Genomic DNA, 18517 nt, shown 5'->3' on the forward strand with positions numbered 1-18517 from the left:
GGGTCGAAAGATTACCATATTTTCTAAGTCTAATGGAGGGAGCATGGCAACGCGTATTGAATTTCACAAGCACGGCGGCCCGGACGTTCTCAGGGCGGTAGAGTTCACCCCCACCGCACCTGGCGATAACGAAGTCCAGGTCGAAAACAAAGCCATTGGCATTAACTACATCGACACCTATATCCGCGGTGGCCTCTATCCGCCCCCGGCCCTGCCAAGCGGGCTGGGTACCGAGGCGGCCGGAGTGGTAGTCAAAGTCGGCAGCGCCGTTAAGCATATTAAGGAGGGCGACCGCGTGGTGTATGCGCAATCCGCCCTCGGTGCTTACAGCTCGATCCACAACGTCCCGGCGGATAAAGCCGCCATTCTCCCCTCCGCCATCTCCTTTGAGCAGGCCGCTGCCTCCTTCCTGAAAGGGCTGACGGTCTTTTATCTGCTGCGTAAAACCTATGAGATCAAACCTGACGAACAGTTTCTGTTCCACGCGGCCGCAGGCGGCGTCGGGCTGATTGCCTGCCAGTGGGCAAAAGCGCTGGGGGCCAAGCTGATCGGCACGGTGGGTAGCGCGCAAAAGGCGCAGCGCGCACTGCAGGCGGGTGCCTGGCAAGTGATCAACTACCGCGAAGAGAGCATTGTGGAGCGGGTAAAAGAGATTACCGGCGGTAAAAAGGTGCGCGTGGTCTATGACTCGGTGGGCAAAGATACCTGGGAAGCCTCGCTGGACTGCCTGCAACGTCGCGGCCTGATGGTCAGCTTCGGCAACGCCTCCGGCCCGGTGACCGGCGTCAATCTGGGCATTCTTAACCAGAAAGGTTCGCTATTCGCCACCCGCCCTTCGCTGCAGGGCTATATCACCAACCATGACGAACTGGTTGAGGCCAGCAACGAGCTGTTCTCGTTGATTGCCAGCGGCGTGATTAAGGTGGATGTAGCAGAGGCGCAGAAGTATCCGCTGAGTGACGCGCAACGCGCGCATGAGGTGCTGGAGAGTCGGGCGACACAGGGATCGAGCTTACTGATCCCCTAGAAAGAAATTGGGCTTCCCGTAGGAAGCCCTTTTCTTTTTTTAGTTCGGCTGTATGTAGGGTACAGCTCGATGAATTCTTTAACGGCGGCAATAGTGACAGATTCGATAAGTAAATCCTATTCTGTTCTAAGCAATGCTGCCGTAAAAGTTGCAAGGATGTGACGAACCGCTCAATACCTTAGTAACGAAAGCGGTTATTGCGCTGATAGCGTGGGAGTTTTGGCGATTTAATCGCCCGTATCGCCCACACCACCGCGACGGCCAACAGCAACCACGGCAGCAGTTTCAGCATCAGGGCAAATAATCCGCCGATAAACATCACCACGGTAGCGACCACCAGCGCGGCAATAATCCCCAGCAGCGAGACGCCGGTTGCCAACAGCATGACAAAAAATCCAATCACAAAAAGTAGTTCCAGCATGGCTCTCTCCCGAATGCATCACAACGATACGCTGCTATGAGTATTACAAGATCCGTGCCAAAACATAACTATTTGATATAAAACTAAAACGCCCGGCGATGCGCTGCCGGGCGTAGTGAATTTGACGAAGTTTTGGTGAAAATTATCGCTTGTTTGCCACCAGACGCAGCGCCTGCTCAAGCACCTCGATATCAGCGCCCGCTTTATGAGCGTTTTCACTCAGGTAACGACGCCACTGACGTGCGCCCGGGATCCCCTGGAACAGACCCAGCATGTGGCGGGTCACGTGTCCCAGATAGGTGCCGTTGCTCAGCTCGCGCTCAATGTAGGGATACATCGCCCGCACCACCGCCACCGGATCGCGGTCGGCGCTATCCACACCAAAAATCTCGCGGTCCACTGCCGCCAGCACGCCCGGGTTCTGGTACGCCTCGCGGCCTACCATCACGCCGTCCATATGCTGTAAATGGGCTTTGGCCTCGTCCAGCGACTTGATGCCGCCGTTGATCGACATGGTCAGCTGCGGGAAATCGCGCTTCAGCTGGTAGACGCGCGGGTAATCCAGCGGCGGGATCTCACGGTTCTCTTTCGGGCTCAGGCCAGAGAGCCAGGCTTTGCGGGCATGGATGATAAACATCTCGCACTCGCCCTTGCCGGCCACCGTGCCGATAAAATCGCAGAGAAATTCGTAGCTGTCCCGATCGTCGATGCCAATACGGGTTTTGACCGTCACCGGAATGGAGACCACATCGCGCATCGCTTTCACGCAGTCGGCCACCAGCTGCGCATTGCCCATCAGGCAGGCGCCAAACATGCCGTTCTGCACGCGATCGGAAGGGCAGCCGACGTTGAGGTTAATCTCGTCGTAACCGCGCTCCTCTGCCAGCTTCGCACAGTGCGCCAGCGCGGCGGGATCGCTGCCGCCGAGCTGCAACGCCACCGGATGCTCCTCTTCGCTGAAGGCGAGATAGTCGCCCTTGCCATGAATAATCGCCCCAGTGGTCACCATCTCGGTATAGAGCAGGGTATGGCGCGACAGCTGGCGCAGGAAGTAGCGGCAGTGCCTGTCTGTCCAGTCGAGCATCGGCGCGATGGAAAAACGGTGTGGTGGGAATTTAACTGATTGCTCAGGCATCACGGTGGTATTCAACGCATTTTGTGCTTCTTTAATTTGAGACATTTTTTTAAATTTTTTGCCGTATTTCTAATTCCTCAGTACAACAAATAATACACCGCACAACAGGTGAACTTAGATACGGAGATCGCTGTACTTTGGACTTAAAATAAATTTAGTGATAAATCATGATGCGCCAGAACAAGCACCTCACGGAATTAAATAGTTTTAAGCTGATTGATAATAAAAGGATTAGTCTGTAACAACAGCAATAATTTTCGCGGTGCGCCGGTTGGCTGACGCCGTTTTGTCTCCCAGCTTCTTACAAGGTCATAGCTGACGCCTACGGCGGCCGCAAAATCCTGCTGTTTTAACCCAGTCGCCTCACGAATTGCCTTTACATCAATCGGGCTAAACGTATGCACATGCTCCGGCATTGGCGTCTGTTCACCCTTTTCAATTCGTACCATTTCTTCTGCACTGGCCAGCAGCTCGGCAAATAATTCGTCTTTCATCTGTATCTCATCGCCCTCGTTGACGCCGCATCGGGCTTTATACTTCGCCCCTATGGGAGTTACAGAACCTCAGCGTTATACCAACATATCGGATAACTGCTTCAGCATTCTCTTTTGCTCTTCAGTTAAATCATCCTGCTCATTTTTTGGATAGACCAGAGCCAGATAAATTCGTCCTTTACGCGTCACATTGTAGTAAATCACCCGCACGCCGCCGCGTTTGCCCATTCCCGGACGACTCCAGCGGATCTTCCGAAATCCTCCTGTCCCGGCGATAGTGTCTCCGGCTTCAGGATTTTCAATCAATACCTCCTGAAAGGCCCGAAACTCATTATCTGGCAGGAGCAACTGACGTTGTTTACTGAAACCCTGCAGTTCAATAAAAGTAAACATCTCATTCCCTGAGGCTATCGTAATTCTTAGTGCACTTTAAGTGTACCGGGTACATTAATCAAGTTCTTTAATGTACCCGGTACATAGTTAGAGTAAGAAGAGCGCCTCCGGCACCCGTCAGAAGGTGACGCTGAACTGCGCCCCGGCTCCCCAGGTTTCATCCTCGCCGACAATGCCGGTTAGATCGATATGCACGGTGTTAAAGGGCGCGAAGCCGAAACCGCCGGTGAAGACGTTACTATCATTGCCCTTCACGTCCCCGCGAAAGCCGCCGCGCACCGCCAGCCAGCTAAGCAGGGAGACCTCTGCCCCTACACCGACATATTGCGAGTCATCTTCGCTTTTGAAGCCCCGGGTTTCTGTCAGATCGCCATCGGCGCTGAGGGTGAGCAGGCCGGTATGCCAGGCCACCCCCGCCGTGACCAGGGGGCGGATCTGGTAAGTGTCCTGATAGCTCACCACCTGCCCGGTACGCCCGTTGAGGATGCGGATATCGTTGGTATCAATATCCCGTGAGAACAGGTTTTGCCCGCTCAGGCCGACCGTCCAGTATTCACCGAAGTCGACCGCGACGCCAACATCGACGTTAAAACTGGTATCGTCATTCCGGTAGCGGCTGCTGTTAAAGTCGCCGCTGTCGTAGGTATAGATTGAAGTGGTGTAGTTGTAGAGCCAGGTTTGCTGCAGTTTAGGCGTCACGCCGACCGAGACCGGCAGGCCGTTGAACTCAAACTGACGGGCAACCGCCACGCCGTAGTCGGAAACGATCGCTGCCCTGCCCAGGGCGACGGAGTTAAGGTTGCGGGTAATGACGTCGCTGCCATTTCGCGCCGCACCCAGCGCCATCTGGTTGGTCATCCCTGCGTTGCCCTGCAACTGGCGCAGAAAATCAATATCCTGCTGATCGATCTCCGAGCTGATGCGCGCATGGGCATTGGCCTTAGCGACAAACGCCAGCGACAGCCCCGAGCCCGGAATACTGACGGCTATCCCTGCCCCGGCGTTGCCGTGTGCGGTTTTGCCTTCGAGGAACTCCAACTGATCGGCCAGATTGCCTGCGGCACTCTGAAGCTCACCGAGCGTACCCTGCGGATCGGCCAGGATCCTCGCCACGGTCAGATCGTCGATCATCTCGCGATCGTCACCGATCTCATCGCTGATTTCATCGATCTTGTCCTGCAGATTGTCTTTGTCGCTGATTTGCGCCCCCACCGAGGGGAATATAATGGCGACGTCATCTTCTGCTTTCGATTTTGCCAGCAGGGCCGGGTTGATCAGCACCCCGCTACTATAATGCGCCGACGCAACGCCCGTCCCACCCATTGCATCGCCGCGTGCTTCCGTCCAGGTATTTGCGGCTCCCGCCTGATTAGCCAAAAGAATACCGGTGGCAATTCCAGCCACAGAAAATTTGAATATTATTTTCACAGGACACCTGACTTATTTTGGGTGAATAAACCCCGACGGCTAAACGCCGCGCAGGGGCATACGTCCTTTGTGAAAAAAGTATGAGGAGCCGAATTTATCTAAACTTTAGTATTAGATTAAGTTGTTGATTTTGTTATTCCTTTAAGTATGTATAGAACAAGAAATTACTTTTGCCCTGGTTTTCCATCATGCGGACCAAAAAATTGCGGCGGATGATCGATCCAGCGATCTTCGCGAGTGGCGGCATATACCGCATTCAGCGGATAATAAATTCGGTTATGTTTTTTATTCGCTTCGCCCACCACTAATAACCGCACTTCTTCACTGGTATTATTAATAAAGGTGTGGCACACGCCCGTTCCGGCAGGAAAACCAACGCTGTCCCCCGGCTCCAGTTTCCATAAATAACCGTTGATCCAGGCTTCGGGATATCCCTCGAGCACAAAGATAAATTCCTCTTCGTCGCTTTCGGCATGAGGATAGGAAGTGCGACGTCCCGGCGGCAGGCGTTCATGGTGGATACCGAGACGGCCCAGCCCGAGCGCACGGGCCAGCGGCGCGCCAATGGCGAAACGCTCTGTGCTGTCGGGATAGGTTGAGTCGTCGGCGCCTTCTACTTCACGCCAGTGGCGAATGCAGTCCGGTCTTTTCATCTTTTCATCTCCTGTGGTTTTTCGTCAGGGTAGCACACCCGGTGGATCTCGGCGTTTAGGCCAGAACATGGTAAACTGGCGGTTTGTTATTCCACGTCATTCGAGGTGCAAAATGGAAACGACCACAATGCAGGCACTGTTAGCGCAAGCCGAAAAGCTGTGCGCGCAACGCAATGTGCGCCTGACTCCGCAGCGCCTTGAAGTGTTGCGTCTGCTGAGCCTGCAAAACGGGGCGATCAGCGCCTACGACCTGCTCGACCTGCTGCGCGAGAGCGAGCCGCAGGCCAAGCCGCCTACCGTCTATCGGGCGCTCGATTTCTTACTCGAGCAGGGCTTTGTGCATAAGGTGGAATCGACCAACAGCTACGTTTTGTGTCATCTGTTCGATCAGCCGACCCATACCTCAGCGATGTTCATCTGTGACCGCTGTGGCAGCGTGAAGGAAGAAGGCGCGGAAGGGGTGGAAGATATCATGCATAGCCTGGCGGCGAAGATGGGGTTTGCCCTGCGCCACAACGTGATTGAAGCGCACGGTCTGTGCCGTAACTGCGTTGAAGTGGAAGCCTGCCGCCATCAGGAAAATTGTCAGCACGATCACTCTATCCAGCTGAAGAAAAAGCCGCGCTGAGGACAAAAAAATGGGCGACCTGAAAGGTCGCCCTGGGCGTACATCCGTGTACCTGCGGGTATAGGTTAATTACCAGCGATAGTTGTTACGGGTTTCCCAGTCACCAACTTCTTTCTCTGCCTGGTCTTTCTCATAACCATAGCGTTCCTGAATTTTACCCACCAGTTGGTCACGTTTACCTTCGATGACGGTCATGTCATCGTCAGTCAGGTCGCCCCACTGTTCTTTTACTTTACCTTTAAATTGCTTCCAGTTACCGCCGACTTGGTCTTTATTCATCATCGATTCCTCTTCGTTCGGTCGTTAAGGTTAAGTTCGTCCTGAAATACGTTTCGTGCTGGACGTGATAATAATTATAGATAAGCCTGCGGCGTTCGGTTTGTTATTCGGAATCTTTTACCGTTCGGCCAGGCGAAGCCGCTATGAAAACCAGCTGCCGTTGCGCCAGTGCCGGTGCCAGATCCAGGCCAGAGACAGCCCCCGCAGGGCCAGGAACACGGTCAGGGCCAGCCACAGACCGTGGTTGCCCAGCCACGGCAGGGTGAAAAGCGTCAGGCCAAATCCAGCGGCCGCCACGGCCATACTGTTGCGCATCTCTGCCCCTCGGGTGGCACCGATAAACATGCCATCCAGCAAATAGCACCAGACCCCTACCACCGGCAGGATCACCTGCCAGATAAGATAGTGGCTCGCCAGCGCGCGCAGCTCGGGCAGTGAAGTCAGCAGGGCAATAATGTGATCGCCTGCCAGAGCATAGATGAGGGCAAAGGCCAGCGCCACCAGGCCGGACTGACGGCAGGCCGCCCGCCACACTTCCCGCAGTTGCCCGCTTTCCCGCGCGCCATAGGCCTGCCCGGAGTGTGCCTCGACCGCATAAGCGAAGCCATCCAGCGCATAGGCGGTAAAGGTCAGCAGGGTCATCAGCACGGCGTTAACGGCGATGATCTCCGGCCCCAGCCGTGCCCCCATTACCGTCAGCGTCCCGAAGCAGAGCTGTAGCAACAGCGAGCGCAGCATGATGTCGCGATTGAGGGCCAGCAGCTTGCGGATATTGCCCCGCCAGCTCGTTTTCAGCAGCGCCAGCGAAATACCACGCAGGGCCAGCACCCGCCAGACCATCCACAGGCCAATCATCAGAGTGGCGTACTCTGCGATAGCGGTCGCCAGCGCGGCCCCCTGCACGTTCATCTGCAGGCCCATCACCAGCCACAGATCCAGCACGATGTTGAGCAGGTTACCCACCACCAGCAGGATCACCGGCGCCCGGGCATACTGCACCCCCAGCAGCCAGCCGAGCAGCACCAGGTTAGCCAGCGATGCCGGGGCGCTGAGCCAGCGGATCTCAAGGAAGCGCCGCGCCTGATGGAGCACGGCCTCGCTGCCGCCAACGATATGCAGCGCCAGATCGATAAGCGGCGTGCGCAACAGCACAATCAGCAGCCCGGCACCCAGGGCCAGGATCAGCGGCTGCACCAGCGCGCGGGCCAGACGTAGCGGATCTTTCGCGCCATAGGCCTGCGCGGTGAGGCCGGTGGTGCTCATGCGCAAAAAGAGCAGCAGCATAAACAGGAAGCTGGTTGCCGTCGCGCCGATGGCGACACCGCCCAGATAAACGGGGGAATCGAGATGACCAATCACAGCCGTGTCCACCAGCCCAAGCAGAGGGACGCTGATATTGGAGACGATCATGGGAAGCGCAAGACGCCACAACGCCTTGTCTGAAGCAGTCAGGAGAGACATGAAAATGTTCGCCAGAGGCAGGAAAAGCAAACTGCGGCACTGCCGCAGTTTGTCAGAAAGGATTTATAACCATTCACCGTTGCGGATGACGCCAACCGCCAGCCCTTCGATGGAGAAGTTATTTTCGCGCAGGTCGACAACAATCGGGGAAAACTCGCTGTTTTCCGGCAGCAGCTGCACGGTGTTGCCCTGCTTTTTCAGGCGCTTGACGGTCACTTCATCATCGATGCGCGCCACCACGACCTGACCGTTACGCACGTCCTGCGTTTTATGTACCGCCAGCAGATCGCCATCCAGAATGCCGATGTCTTTCATGGACATACCGCTTACGCGCAGCAGAAAATCTGCGCTCGGTTTGAACATGCCCGGATCGACCTGATAATGGCCTTCAATGTGCTGTTGCGCCAGCAGCGGTTCACCCGCGGCAACGCGACCGACGAGCGGCAGGCCCTCTTCGGCTTCAATCAGCAGACGAATACCGCGAGACGCACCGGAAACAATCTCAAGCACACCCTTGCGCGCCAGTGCCTTAAGGTGCTCTTCGGCGGCATTTGGAGAACGGAAGCCCAGACGCTGCGCGATTTCTGCACGCGTCGGCGGCATACCCGTCTGGCCGATATGATCCCGAATGAGATCAAACACCTCTTGCTGCCTGGTCGTTAACGCTTTCATTCCGCCCCCTGGGTGTATATACAGTTATGCTGTGAGTATATACAGCTAAAGGTGATTTTGGAACCACAAACCGCATAAAAAACCAGAGACTTGTTCGGTTTCTGAAGGCTTATCGTAAATGTCCCCAAAGCAGCGTGACCCAGGTAAACAACGCAACGATAATCGCCATCAGCACCGCGGCTGAGCCCATATCTTTTGCCCGGCCCGAGAGCTCGTGAAAGTCAGTGCCGATACGGTCGACGACCGCCTCGATCGCACTGTTGAGAATTTCGACTATCATCACCAACATCACCGAGCCAATCAGTAATACGCGGGTGATGGGATCAACGTCCAGCCAGCAGGCAAGGATAATCGCCGCGACGACCGCAACCCCTTCCTGGCGAAATGCGGCTTCATTGATCCAGGCAGCACGGATGCCCTTCCATGAATAGCCGGCAGCTTTAATGATTCGGGTTAACCCAGTGGTATTATTGGCCATTAAAAGAAACCTTTCTTCGAAAATAGCGTCAGAAACGGTGGGTTAAGCGCCTGGCGCAGCCACCGGAAGTATGACGGGTAACAACAGAAATTTTGCGCGCTTTCTGTTATCCTTGCGCCGCAATTGCATTTTTAACCAGAGGCTTTACATCGTTTATGTCTGGCTGGCCACGAATTTACTACAAATTACTTAATTTACCATTAAGCGTCCTGGTAAAAAGCAAGTCTATTCCGGCGGTTCCGACGCTGGAACTGGGACTCGATACCTCGCGTCCTATTATGTACGTTTTGCCTTATAACTCGAAGGCCGACTTGCTGACGCTGCGCGCCCAGTGCCTGGCGCACGATCTTCCCGATCCGCTGGAGCCGCTGGAGATCGACGGCACCCAGCTGCCGCGCTACATCTTTATCCACGGTGGCCCTCGCGTGTTCACCTGGTACACGCCGAAAGAAGAGTCGATCAAGCTGTTCCATGACTACCTCGATCTGCACCGCAGCAACCCGCTGCTGGACGTGCAGATGGTGCCCGTGTCGGTGATGTTTGGTCGTCGTCCGGGGCGCGATAAAGGCGAGGAAAATCCGCCGTTGCGCATGCTCAACGGGGTGCAGAAGTTTTTCGCCGTCAACTGGCTTGGCCGCGACAGCTTCGTCCGTTTTTCACCGTCAGTCTCCCTGCGTCGCATGGCCGATGAGCACGGTACGGATAAGACCATTGCCCAGAAGCTGGCACGCGTGGCGCGCATGCACTTTGCCCGTCAGCGTCTGGCCGCGGTAGGCCCGCGCCTGCCGGCCCGTCAGGATCTGTTTAATAAGCTGCTGGCCTCGAAGGCCATTGCCCGCGCCGTCGAAGACGAAGCGCGTAGCAAAAAAATCTCCCACGAGAAGGCGCAGCAAAACGCCATCGCCCTGATGGAAGAGATTGCGGCCAACTTCTCCTACGAGATGATCCGCCTTAGCGACCGTATCCTGAGCTTTACCTGGAACCGTCTCTATCAGGGGATCAACGTGCACAACGCCGAGCGCGTGCGCCAGCTGGCCCACGACGGCCATGAGATTGTCTACGTGCCCTGCCACCGCAGCCACATGGACTACCTGCTGCTCTCGTACGTGCTCTATCATCAGGGGCTGGTGCCGCCGCACATCGCTGCGGGTATCAACCTCAACTTCTGGCCGGCAGGCCCGATCTTCCGCCGTCTGGGTGCGTTCTTTATTCGCCGTACCTTTAAAGGCAACAAGCTCTACTCCACCGTGTTCCGCGAGTATCTGGGCGAGCTGTTCAGCCGCGGCTACTCGGTGGAATATTTCGTGGAGGGCGGCCGCTCCCGTACCGGCCGTCTGCTCGATCCGAAAACCGGCACCCTGTCGATGACCATTCAGGCGATGCTGCGCGGCGGTACGCGTCCAATCACCCTGGTGCCAATCTACATAGGTTACGAGCACGTGATGGAAGTGGGTACCTACGCCAAAGAGCTGCGCGGTGCCACCAAAGAGAAAGAGAGCCTGCTGCAGATGCTGCGCGGCCTGAGCAAGCTGCGTAACCTCGGCCAGGGGTATGTCAACTTCGGCGAACCTATGCCGCTGATGACTTATCTCAACCACCGTGTGCCGGAGTGGCGCGAGTCCATCGATCCGATCGAAGCGGTGCGTCCGGCCTGGCTGACGCCAACGGTGAACGCCATTGCCGCCGATCTGATGGTGCGTATTAACAACGCCGGGGCGGCCAACGCCATGAACCTGTGTTGTACCGCCCTGCTGGCCTCTCGCCAGCGCTCGCTCACCCGCGAGCAGCTGACCGAGCAGCTCGACTGCTACCTGAACCTGATGCGCAACGTGCCGTACGCGGCAGATGCCACGGTGCCGGCCGCCAGCGCCAGCGAGCTGATCGACCACGCGCTGCAGATGAACAAGTTCGAGGTCGAGAAGGACACCATTGGCGATATCATCATTCTGCCGCGCGAGCAGGCGGTACTGATGACCTACTACCGCAACAACATTGCGCATATGCTGATGCTGCCTTCGCTGATGGCTGCCATCATCACCCAGCATCGCCAGATCAGCCGTCAGGCACTGCTGGAGCATGTCACCGCTCTCTACCCGATGCTGAAAGCCGAGCTGTTCCTGCGCTGGAACAACGACGAGCTGGCAGAGGTGCTGGATCAGCAGATTGAAGAGCTGACCCGCCAGGGACTGATCTCGCAGAAAGATGACGCTCTGCTGATCAACCCGTCCCGGGCACGCACGCTGCAGCTGCTGGCGGCGGGCGCACGCGAGACCGTGCAGCGCTACGCTATTACCTTCTGGCTGCTGAGCGCTAACCCGTCGATCAACCGCGGTACGCTGGAGAAAGAGAGCCGCACGCTGGCACAGCGTCTGTCGATGCTGCACGGCATCAACGCGCCGGAGTTCTTCGATAAAGCGGTGTTCAGCTCGCTGGTGTTGACGCTGCGTGACGAGGGGTATATCAGCGACAGCGGTGATGCCGAGCCGGAAGAGACGATGAAGGTGTACCAGATGCTGGCAGACCTGATGACCTCCGACGTGCGCTTAACGATTGAGAGCGCGACGCAGGGCGAGTAGTGCATAAAAATGCCGGGTGGCGGCTTCGCCTTACCCGGCCTACGATACAGAACCTGTAGGCCCGGTAAGCGCTAGCGCCACCGGGCATTTTTTTATGCCCAGTAACTCACCGCCAGTCCCAGGAAAAGCACCAGACCGACGTAATTGTTATTGAGAAACGCCTTAAAGCAGGCTTCGCGCTCGCGGTTGGCGATGAGCTTCTGCTGATAGATAAACAGCACCCCTGCCGCCGCGACCGCCGCGTAGAAGGCCCCGTTCAGCTGGTTCAGGTAACCAATCGCCACCATCAGCCCCAGCACTGCAACCTGCAAAATCCCAATGATCAGCTTGTCCTGACGCCCAAACAGAATGGCGGTCGATTTGATGCCGATTTTCAGGTCATCGTCCCGATCAACCATCGCGTACTGGGTATCGTAGGCCACCGCCCAGAGGATATTCGCCAGGAACATCAGCCAGCAGCTCAAGGGCACGCTTTCGCTGACGGCGGCGAACGCCATCGGGATCGACCAGCCAAAGGCCGCGCCCAGCACCACCTGCGGCAGATGGGTGTAGCGCTTCATAAACGGGTAGACCCAGGCCAGGGCCAGCGCTGCCACGGAGAGCAGAATGGTCATGGTGTTCAGGGTCAGTACCAGCAGGAACGACAGCAGGACCAGCACCACAAACAGCGTGCGTGCCTCTTTCTCGGTGACATCGCCGCTTGGCAGCGGACGATTCGCGGTGCGTTTCACATGGCCGTCAAATTTACGGTCGGCATAGTCGTTGACGACACAGCCTGCCGCACGCATCAGCCAGACGCCCGCCACGAACACCGCCAGGATCCACAGCGGCGGCAGCCCGGGGGTCGCCACCCACAGCGCCCACAGGGTCGGCCACAGCAGCAGCAGCGCACCGATTGGCTTGTCGGTTCGCATCAAGCGGTGATACGCCAGCAGCTTGTTCTGCGTCAGACTCCACTCCATTTTCTCTTCCTCTTAGTACAACGGCGACGCCGGTAAAAACAGCTCGGTCAGCATCAAAGGTTTACCACTTAAGCGCAGGCGGGAACGACGTCCCCACAGCCCGGCATCGCGACCAATTTCAATAAAATCACGGGTAAGCTCGGAGGAGGTGAACAGATAACGCCCCAGCGGGGTTTTGCCCATCTGCTGCAGCGCCAGCTCCGGCCCGGTAAGCGTGGACTCAGGCACCACGGTGCGTCCGGCCAGCCAGGGTTCACCGTCGGCACAGAGCAGGATCTCCCGCAGCCAGTAGCGCGCCTCTTTCGGCAGCAACGGCAGTTCATCCGCAACCGCGTCGGGCGTGACAAATCCCTCCTGAATGAGGGTGACGGTAACCTTTTTGCCCTGCTGCTCAAAACGTTTGGTCATGGAATCTTCCAGCAGCAGCCAGTCGAGCTGCTCCGGTTCCAGCGCAGGGATTTCGTCAAAATAACGCAGCGCGTGCAGTTGCGTTAGCGCGGGGTGTGACATGCCAGACTCTCCGATACATAACGTGAAGCTATTGTATCGCAGAAACGCGGAATGGGGGCGGGCAAACGTGAACTAGCGAACATTATCGCAACAGAGATGCAACAGCGGCAGACCGTGCAAAAAAAGTGCGCCCGTAAGGGCGCACCAAACTACTGACAAAATCAGCACTGTGGGGAGACGGTCACCCCTTGCCTTTTACACTGCTGATAAAGGTGGAACGGGCAGTGGTCGAGCCTAAACGCTCGGCTTCATCAAGGAGTTTCAGCGCCTTGTCGACATCGCCTTTATCGACTGCCTGTTTAATGGCCTGATTGAAATAGGTTTCGGTATCGTTAAGCACCGGCTCGCTCTTCTTCGCGGCGGCCGGGGCAGCAGCGGTCGCCGGTGTCGTGGTGGCCGGAGCGGCGACTGGCGCGGCATAGACCGGAGCAGGTGCTGCGGTATTACCCACGGTCACCGGGCCGGTGCCGGAGGAGCCAAACAGCGGGCCAACCAGCACGCTGGAGGCGCTGTTAGTGGAGACTTTCAACCGCAGCTCACCGTCGGTGACGTGGCGGGCAAGCGGGTCCGGGATATCCGGCACGGCGTTGCCGGTGCCTTTGGCATAGGCTTTAGCCGGGTTGATGAGCTTGGTGGATTGCTGCAGATCTTTATCGGTAGTAAATACCAGCACGTACAGTTTTTGCTGACCCAGCGCAGGCGTCAGGCGCATGACCCCTTCCAGACGGTCAGCGCTCATCACGCCCGGCTCCTGGTAGGTAAAGTATTCGCTCGGGAAGTAGGCCGATGGCGTCAGGTTCTGATCCAGAATCAGCACGTTCGGTGCGAAGACGCTGGTTTGCTTGTTCACAATACTGTTCAGCGTCAGGGTGATTTCACCGATATTGGCAGGCACGCTGTAGGCCGCCACCGGGCCGGCGATCCCCGGGACATTTAAGGACTGACCGCCGGTAGAAAGCTGGGTGGTCTGGGCTTTGGACTGGTCGACAGGCGTCCAGACCAGCTGTTGTAGCGCGGCGGCCGGGATAGCAGGCGCGGCGCTGGTGTTTTGCGGTACAAAATTGACGTCTGCGAGAGTGATGGCTGGAGCACTTGCCAGCAACCCTGCAGAGAGGCACAGCGCGACGAGACTTTTCTTCATTTTCATTGTTTTTACCTCAGATAGCATCAGCACAGCGGTGGCCAGGCAATAGCGCGCCGTACTCTACGAAGAGAGGGGCTTGCGCCCCTCTTTTAGGTCAATACATCAGGTGTTACGTATTACCACCAGATTTCCATCTGGGCGCCGAAGGTCCACTCATCGTTGTCGCCACGGCTGAAGGTTTTCGCAGAAGTGTCGTTATACGCGACACCAGAGGTGTAGCCGGTATCACTGTTGTTTGCGTAGCCCCATTTCTCATCCCACTTGGCGTAGGTTGCAAAGACACGGATAGCCGGACGAGACCAGATGCTGTCGCCTGCCTGCCACTGTTGTGCCAGGGTGATTTTGTACTGGCTGTTTTTATCGTCAGTTTTCTGAGACTTGACGTTGTCGTAGCCCACTTCCAGCAGGGTGGACATGATTGGTGTCCATTTGTACATCGGACGCACACCGACGGTCCACCACTCGGTACCGTTGTTGTTGTCGCGGTCGATATTCTGGTACATACCGACGTACATCAGATCCCACTGGTCAGCCAGGGTGATGGCACCGTGGTCGAGAACGCGGATCAGAGAACCGTCGTTATTAACGCTACCGCCCTGTGGAATACCTTTGCCGTTAGAGGTCATGGAGTCCGTGCCGTACTGCAGAACGAACTTGTTGAAGCCCTTCATCATGCTCTGGGTGTGTTCAGCGGTGAACAACCAGCCATCTTTAGAGGCGCCAGGCTGCAGGTAGAAGTCGTCAGGAATGTTGGTGTGACCGTAGTCAACGCCCAGTTCCAGGGTACCGCCTGGGTTGATTTCCATACCCGCTAAACGAACGTCGAAGACATCGTTTGGTACGACGTTGTCATAAACACGGTCGCCGTCCGCATTACGCTCGGCGAAGGTCGCAGAGCCGCCGGACTCAGAAGAACGGGTTGCTGCCAGAGAGAGCTTACCGAAGCCCAGATCGATGTTTTCGATACCTGCACCAGGACCTGAAATATCCCAGTAGTAGAAGTCGATCATGTGAACGTCATGACGCTGATAGAAGCGCTTACCGGCCCAGATGGTGGAGCCTGGCAGCCATTCAATCAGGTTTTTACCCTGCACGTTTGCTTCACGGAAGGCCGGGCTGGTTGATTCCCAGTCGTTCTGCTGTGAAACGGAGTAGGCTACGTTGGTGTCGAAGTAGAAGCTCTTGTCGCCTTCTTTCCACACTTCCTGGCCCAGTTTCAGCTCGGCATAGGTTTCACATTCGTTACCAAGACGGTATTTACTTTGTGCACCTGTTGCCTGGAAACACTGCTGTTCGCCACCACTCCCGGTCCAGCCAATGCCAGAACGAGCATAACCTTTAAAGTCGACAGCGCCGGCCTGGGCAGACAGGATGCCTGCCGCAATGGCGACCGCCAGAGGGACTTTGCGCAGAGTAATCATTATTCTATCTCCTGAGATCATTGCTTTTCTTTGAACACTTCACCTGATGGTTTCGTGCTTATTATTGGGATTGCTTAAACGCCGGGCTCCTGATGCAGCCGACGACATGCAGTGCCATCTTCTCGGAACAGATGGCAGCGCTCTGGCGGCAAGCCGATAGCGAATGTGGCACCCTCTTTTACCAACACCACGTCATTCTGGCGGTACACCAGGTTCTGACGAATGGCGGGGATCTGGATATGAATCTGTGTTTCGTGACCAAGTTGCTCAACCACCTGAACCTCGCCTTCCAGCGTCACATCAGCGATGTGGCTCGGCAGCAGATGCTCAGGGCGGATCCCGAGGGACATGTTTGCCCCCACGTTGACGTTTGCACTGTCTACCGGTAACCACACCTGCTGGCGGTTCGGCAGTTCAACCTGAACCTGCTCAATGGCGGTGGCGGTGACTTTGACCGGCAGGAAGTTCATCTTTGGCGAGCCAATAAAGCCCGCAACAAAGCGGTCTGCCGGGTAGTGATAGAGTTCCAGCGGTTTGCCCACCTGCGCCACGCGACCGGCATCCAGCACCACAATCTTGTCGGCCAGGGTCATCGCTTCGACCTGATCGTGGGTGACGTAAATCATGGTGCGACCCAGACGCTTGTGCAGACGGGATATTTCAATACGCATCTGCACGCGCAATGCGGCATCGAGGTTCGACAGCGGCTCATCGAGCAGGAACACGCGCGGTTCCGCCACCAGCGTACGGCCAATCGCCACACGCTGACGCTGACCACCGGAGAGCGCCTTCGGCTTACGCTCCAGCAGGTGCGCCAGCTGGAGCACTTCGGCGACCTGGGTCACGCGCTGGTTAATAACCTCTTTTTTGGCACCGGCCAGCTTCAGGCCGAACGACATGTTCTCGGCAACGGAGAGATGTGGATAGAGCGCATAAGACTGGAATACCATCCCGACGCCGCGTTCCGCAGGCGGGATATCGTTCATCCGGGTATCGCCAATCATTAAATCGCCGCTGGTGATGGTTTCCAGACCGGCAATCATGCGCAGCAGCGTGGATTTACCGCAGCCTGACGGGCCAACAAAAACCACGAATTCGCCTTCCTGGATATCGAGGTTGATATCTTTCGATACCACCACGTCACCCCAGGCTTTCGTTACGTTACGCAGTTCTACGCTCGCCATGCCCTACTCCCTTCGTTACAACCTGTCATCGACAGAAACATTCAATATGGGCTGACTATGCGGTATCGCGCGGCCTCGCGAATCCTCCACCCCCTGCCTTTTTTATGGGGGAGGAGGCGGGAGGATGAGAGAGAGGACTCCGCCAGCGCGGCCGGGGGGCTGAGGCTAAATTCGTGATGTCACTGGCAAAATTCACCGTACTTTTATGTGCGCTGGGACACATAACTCAATTTTATGCAACGCAGATCACATAAAACGGGGGTGGGGCGTAGGGGACGGGAGGATGGAAAGAGGATGTCAAATAAGGAGACTGAGCGACGTTGAACCACCTCATGTATCCACAGCACATCACCAAAAAGGATGGCAGATATGAATATCAAGACTGGCGCACGCGTTTTCGCATTGTCCGCCCTTGCAGCAATGATGATCTCCGCTCCGGCGCTCGCCAAAATTGAAGAAGGTAAGCTGGTAATCTGGATTAACGGCGACAAAGGCTACAACGGCCTGGCCGAAGTGGGTAAAAAATTCGAGAAAGACACCGGCATCAAAGTCACCGTTGAACACCCGGACAAACTGGAAGAGAAATTCCCGCAGGTTGCGGCGACCGGCGACGGCCCGGACATTATCTTCTGGGCGCATGACCGTTTCGGCGGCTACGCACAGTCTGGCCTGCTGGCGGAAGTCTCTCCGGATAAAGCCTTCCAGGACAAGCTGTTCCCGTTCACCTGGGATGCCGTGCGTTACAACGGCAAGCTGATCGCTTACCCGGTCGCGGTTGAATCGCTCTCCCTGATCTACAACAAAGACCTCGTACCTAACCCGCCGAAAACCTGGGAAGAGCTCCCGGCTCTGGATAAAGAGCTGAAGGCGAAAGGTAAGAGCGCGCTGATGTTCAACCTGCAAGAGCCGTACTTCACCTGGCCGCTGATTGCTGCCGATGGCGGTTACGCGTTCAAGTTTGCTGACGGCAAATACGACGTGAAAGACGTCGGCGTAGACAACGCAGGCGCGAAAGCGGGTCTGACCTTCCTGGTTGACCTGATCAAGAACAAACACATGAACGCGGACACCGATTACTCCATCGCCGAAGCCGCCTTCAACAAGGGCGAAACCGCGATGACCATCAACGGTCCGTGGGCATGGTCCAACATCGACAAGAGCAAGATCAACTACGGCGTTGCGGTGCTGCCAACCTTCAATGGCAAGCCGTCTAAACCGTTCGTTGGCGTGCTGAGTGCCGGTATCAACGCCGCCAGCCCGAACAAAGAGCTGGCGAAAGAGTTCCTGGAAAACTACCTGCTGACCGATCAGGGTCTGGAAGAAGTGAACAAGGATAAACCGCTGGGTGCCGTGGCGCTGAAATCCTTCCAGGAGACGCTGGCGAAAGATCCACGCATCGCCGCCACCATGAGCAACGCCGAGAAAGGCGAAATCATGCCGAACATCCCACAGATGGCAGCCTTCTGGTATGCCACCCGTACAGCGGTGATCAACGCCGCCAGCGGTCGTCAGACTGTGGATGCCGCGCTGAAAGATGCTCAGGGTCGTATTACGAAGTAAGACTGGCTGTAACCCCCTCATCCCGTCCTTCTCCCTCAAGGGAGAAGGAGAAAACCGCCCCTCTCCCTCAGGGAGAGGGTTGGGGTGAGGG

At 56.6% G+C, this 18517-nt stretch carries 19 protein-coding genes; 4 read left to right on the top strand and 15 right to left on the bottom strand.

The window, feature by feature from the left end; all coding sequences use genetic code 11:
- The first annotated feature begins 43 nt into the window (after positions 1–43).
- On the top strand, positions 44–1027 hold the full coding sequence (locus V7Q49_RS16735; protein ID WP_333853645.1) for a quinone oxidoreductase: 984 nt from the start codon (positions 44–46) through the stop codon (positions 1025–1027).
- 178 nt (positions 1028–1205) lie between these two features.
- On the opposite strand, the gene pspG is transcribed toward V7Q49_RS16735, so the two are convergent.
- From pspG to V7Q49_RS16765, 6 genes are all read right to left on the bottom strand, one after another.
- Positions 1206–1448, bottom strand: coding sequence for an envelope stress response protein PspG (gene pspG, locus V7Q49_RS16740; protein ID WP_039031939.1), 243 nt, complete (start codon positions 1446–1448; stop codon positions 1206–1208).
- Positions 1449–1590: 142 nt separating this feature from the next.
- Positions 1591–2583, bottom strand: coding sequence for a tRNA dihydrouridine(20/20a) synthase DusA (gene dusA / locus V7Q49_RS16745; RefSeq protein WP_333853709.1), 993 nt, complete (start codon positions 2581–2583; stop codon positions 1591–1593).
- Positions 2584–2780: 197 nt separating this feature from the next.
- Positions 2781–3077 (bottom strand): NadS family protein, encoded by a 297-nt coding sequence (gene nadS, locus V7Q49_RS16750; protein ID WP_333853648.1) that lies wholly within the window; start codon positions 3075–3077, stop codon positions 2781–2783.
- A gap of 75 nt (positions 3078–3152) precedes the next feature.
- Positions 3153–3470, bottom strand: a complete 318-nt coding sequence (locus V7Q49_RS16755) for a type II toxin-antitoxin system RelE/ParE family toxin (protein WP_333853650.1) — start codon at positions 3468–3470, stop codon at positions 3153–3155.
- Between the two features lie 117 nt (positions 3471–3587).
- Positions 3588–4898 (bottom strand): conjugal transfer protein TraF, encoded by a 1311-nt coding sequence (locus V7Q49_RS16760; protein WP_333853652.1) that lies wholly within the window; start codon positions 4896–4898, stop codon positions 3588–3590.
- 164 nt (positions 4899–5062) lie between these two features.
- Positions 5063–5551, bottom strand: a complete 489-nt coding sequence (locus V7Q49_RS16765; protein WP_333853654.1) for a cupin domain-containing protein — start codon at positions 5549–5551, stop codon at positions 5063–5065.
- A 112-nt stretch (positions 5552–5663) separates the two neighbouring features.
- Here V7Q49_RS16765 and zur point away from each other — a divergent pair, with 112 nt between their 5' ends.
- Positions 5664–6179, top strand: coding sequence for a zinc uptake transcriptional repressor Zur (zur, locus tag V7Q49_RS16770; RefSeq protein ID WP_333853656.1), 516 nt, complete (start codon positions 5664–5666; stop codon positions 6177–6179).
- Positions 6180–6248: 69 nt separating this feature from the next.
- On the opposite strand, the gene V7Q49_RS16775 is transcribed toward zur, so the two are convergent.
- From V7Q49_RS16775 to V7Q49_RS16790, 4 genes are all read right to left on the bottom strand, one after another.
- Positions 6249–6458, bottom strand: a complete 210-nt coding sequence (locus tag V7Q49_RS16775; protein ID WP_032615972.1) for a CsbD family protein — start codon at positions 6456–6458, stop codon at positions 6249–6251.
- Positions 6459–6599: 141 nt separating this feature from the next.
- On the bottom strand, positions 6600–7919 hold the full coding sequence (gene dinF / locus V7Q49_RS16780) for an MATE family efflux transporter DinF (RefSeq protein ID WP_333853659.1): 1320 nt from the start codon (positions 7917–7919) through the stop codon (positions 6600–6602).
- Positions 7920–7982: 63 nt separating this feature from the next.
- Positions 7983–8591: a transcriptional repressor LexA gene (gene lexA / locus V7Q49_RS16785; RefSeq protein ID WP_166181281.1), complete on the bottom strand. Its 609-nt coding sequence runs from the start codon at positions 8589–8591 to the stop codon at positions 7983–7985.
- Positions 8592–8700: 109 nt separating this feature from the next.
- Positions 8701–9069: a diacylglycerol kinase gene (locus V7Q49_RS16790; protein WP_333853660.1), complete on the bottom strand. Its 369-nt coding sequence runs from the start codon at positions 9067–9069 to the stop codon at positions 8701–8703.
- Positions 9070–9224: 155 nt separating this feature from the next.
- On the opposite strand from V7Q49_RS16790, the gene plsB reads away from it, so the two are divergent.
- Entirely contained in the window at positions 9225–11645 is a 2421-nt protein-coding gene (gene plsB, locus V7Q49_RS16795) for a glycerol-3-phosphate 1-O-acyltransferase PlsB (RefSeq protein WP_333853661.1), read from the top strand.
- Positions 11646–11737: 92 nt separating this feature from the next.
- Here plsB and ubiA read toward each other — a convergent pair whose 3' ends face one another.
- From ubiA to malK, 5 genes are all read right to left on the bottom strand, one after another.
- The gene (ubiA, locus tag V7Q49_RS16800; protein WP_333853664.1) at positions 11738–12607 is read right to left on the bottom strand and encodes a 4-hydroxybenzoate octaprenyltransferase; all 870 of its coding nucleotides are present in this window, start codon (positions 12605–12607) and stop codon (positions 11738–11740) included.
- A 12-nt stretch (positions 12608–12619) separates the two neighbouring features.
- The gene (gene ubiC / locus V7Q49_RS16805; RefSeq protein WP_333853665.1) at positions 12620–13117 is read right to left on the bottom strand and encodes a chorismate lyase; all 498 of its coding nucleotides are present in this window, start codon (positions 13115–13117) and stop codon (positions 12620–12622) included.
- Between the two features lie 181 nt (positions 13118–13298).
- Positions 13299–14264, bottom strand: a complete 966-nt coding sequence (gene malM / locus V7Q49_RS16810; protein WP_333853667.1) for a maltose operon protein MalM — start codon at positions 14262–14264, stop codon at positions 13299–13301.
- Between the two features lie 113 nt (positions 14265–14377).
- A complete protein-coding gene (locus V7Q49_RS16815; protein WP_333853711.1) occupies positions 14378–15685 on the bottom strand; it encodes a maltoporin in 1308 nt (435 codons plus the stop codon).
- A 71-nt stretch (positions 15686–15756) separates the two neighbouring features.
- Positions 15757–16866 (bottom strand): maltose/maltodextrin ABC transporter ATP-binding protein MalK, encoded by a 1110-nt coding sequence (malK, locus tag V7Q49_RS16820; RefSeq protein WP_106993920.1) that lies wholly within the window; start codon positions 16864–16866, stop codon positions 15757–15759.
- Positions 16867–17235: 369 nt separating this feature from the next.
- On the opposite strand from malK, the gene malE reads away from it, so the two are divergent.
- On the top strand, positions 17236–18426 hold the full coding sequence (malE, locus tag V7Q49_RS16825) for a maltose/maltodextrin ABC transporter substrate-binding protein MalE (protein WP_333853670.1): 1191 nt from the start codon (positions 17236–17238) through the stop codon (positions 18424–18426).
- Positions 18427–18517: the final 91 nt, after the last annotated feature.

It is taken from the genome of Leclercia sp. (assembly GCF_036780805.1).
In the GTDB taxonomy this organism is placed as follows: Bacteria; Pseudomonadota; Gammaproteobacteria; order Enterobacterales; family Enterobacteriaceae; genus Enterobacter.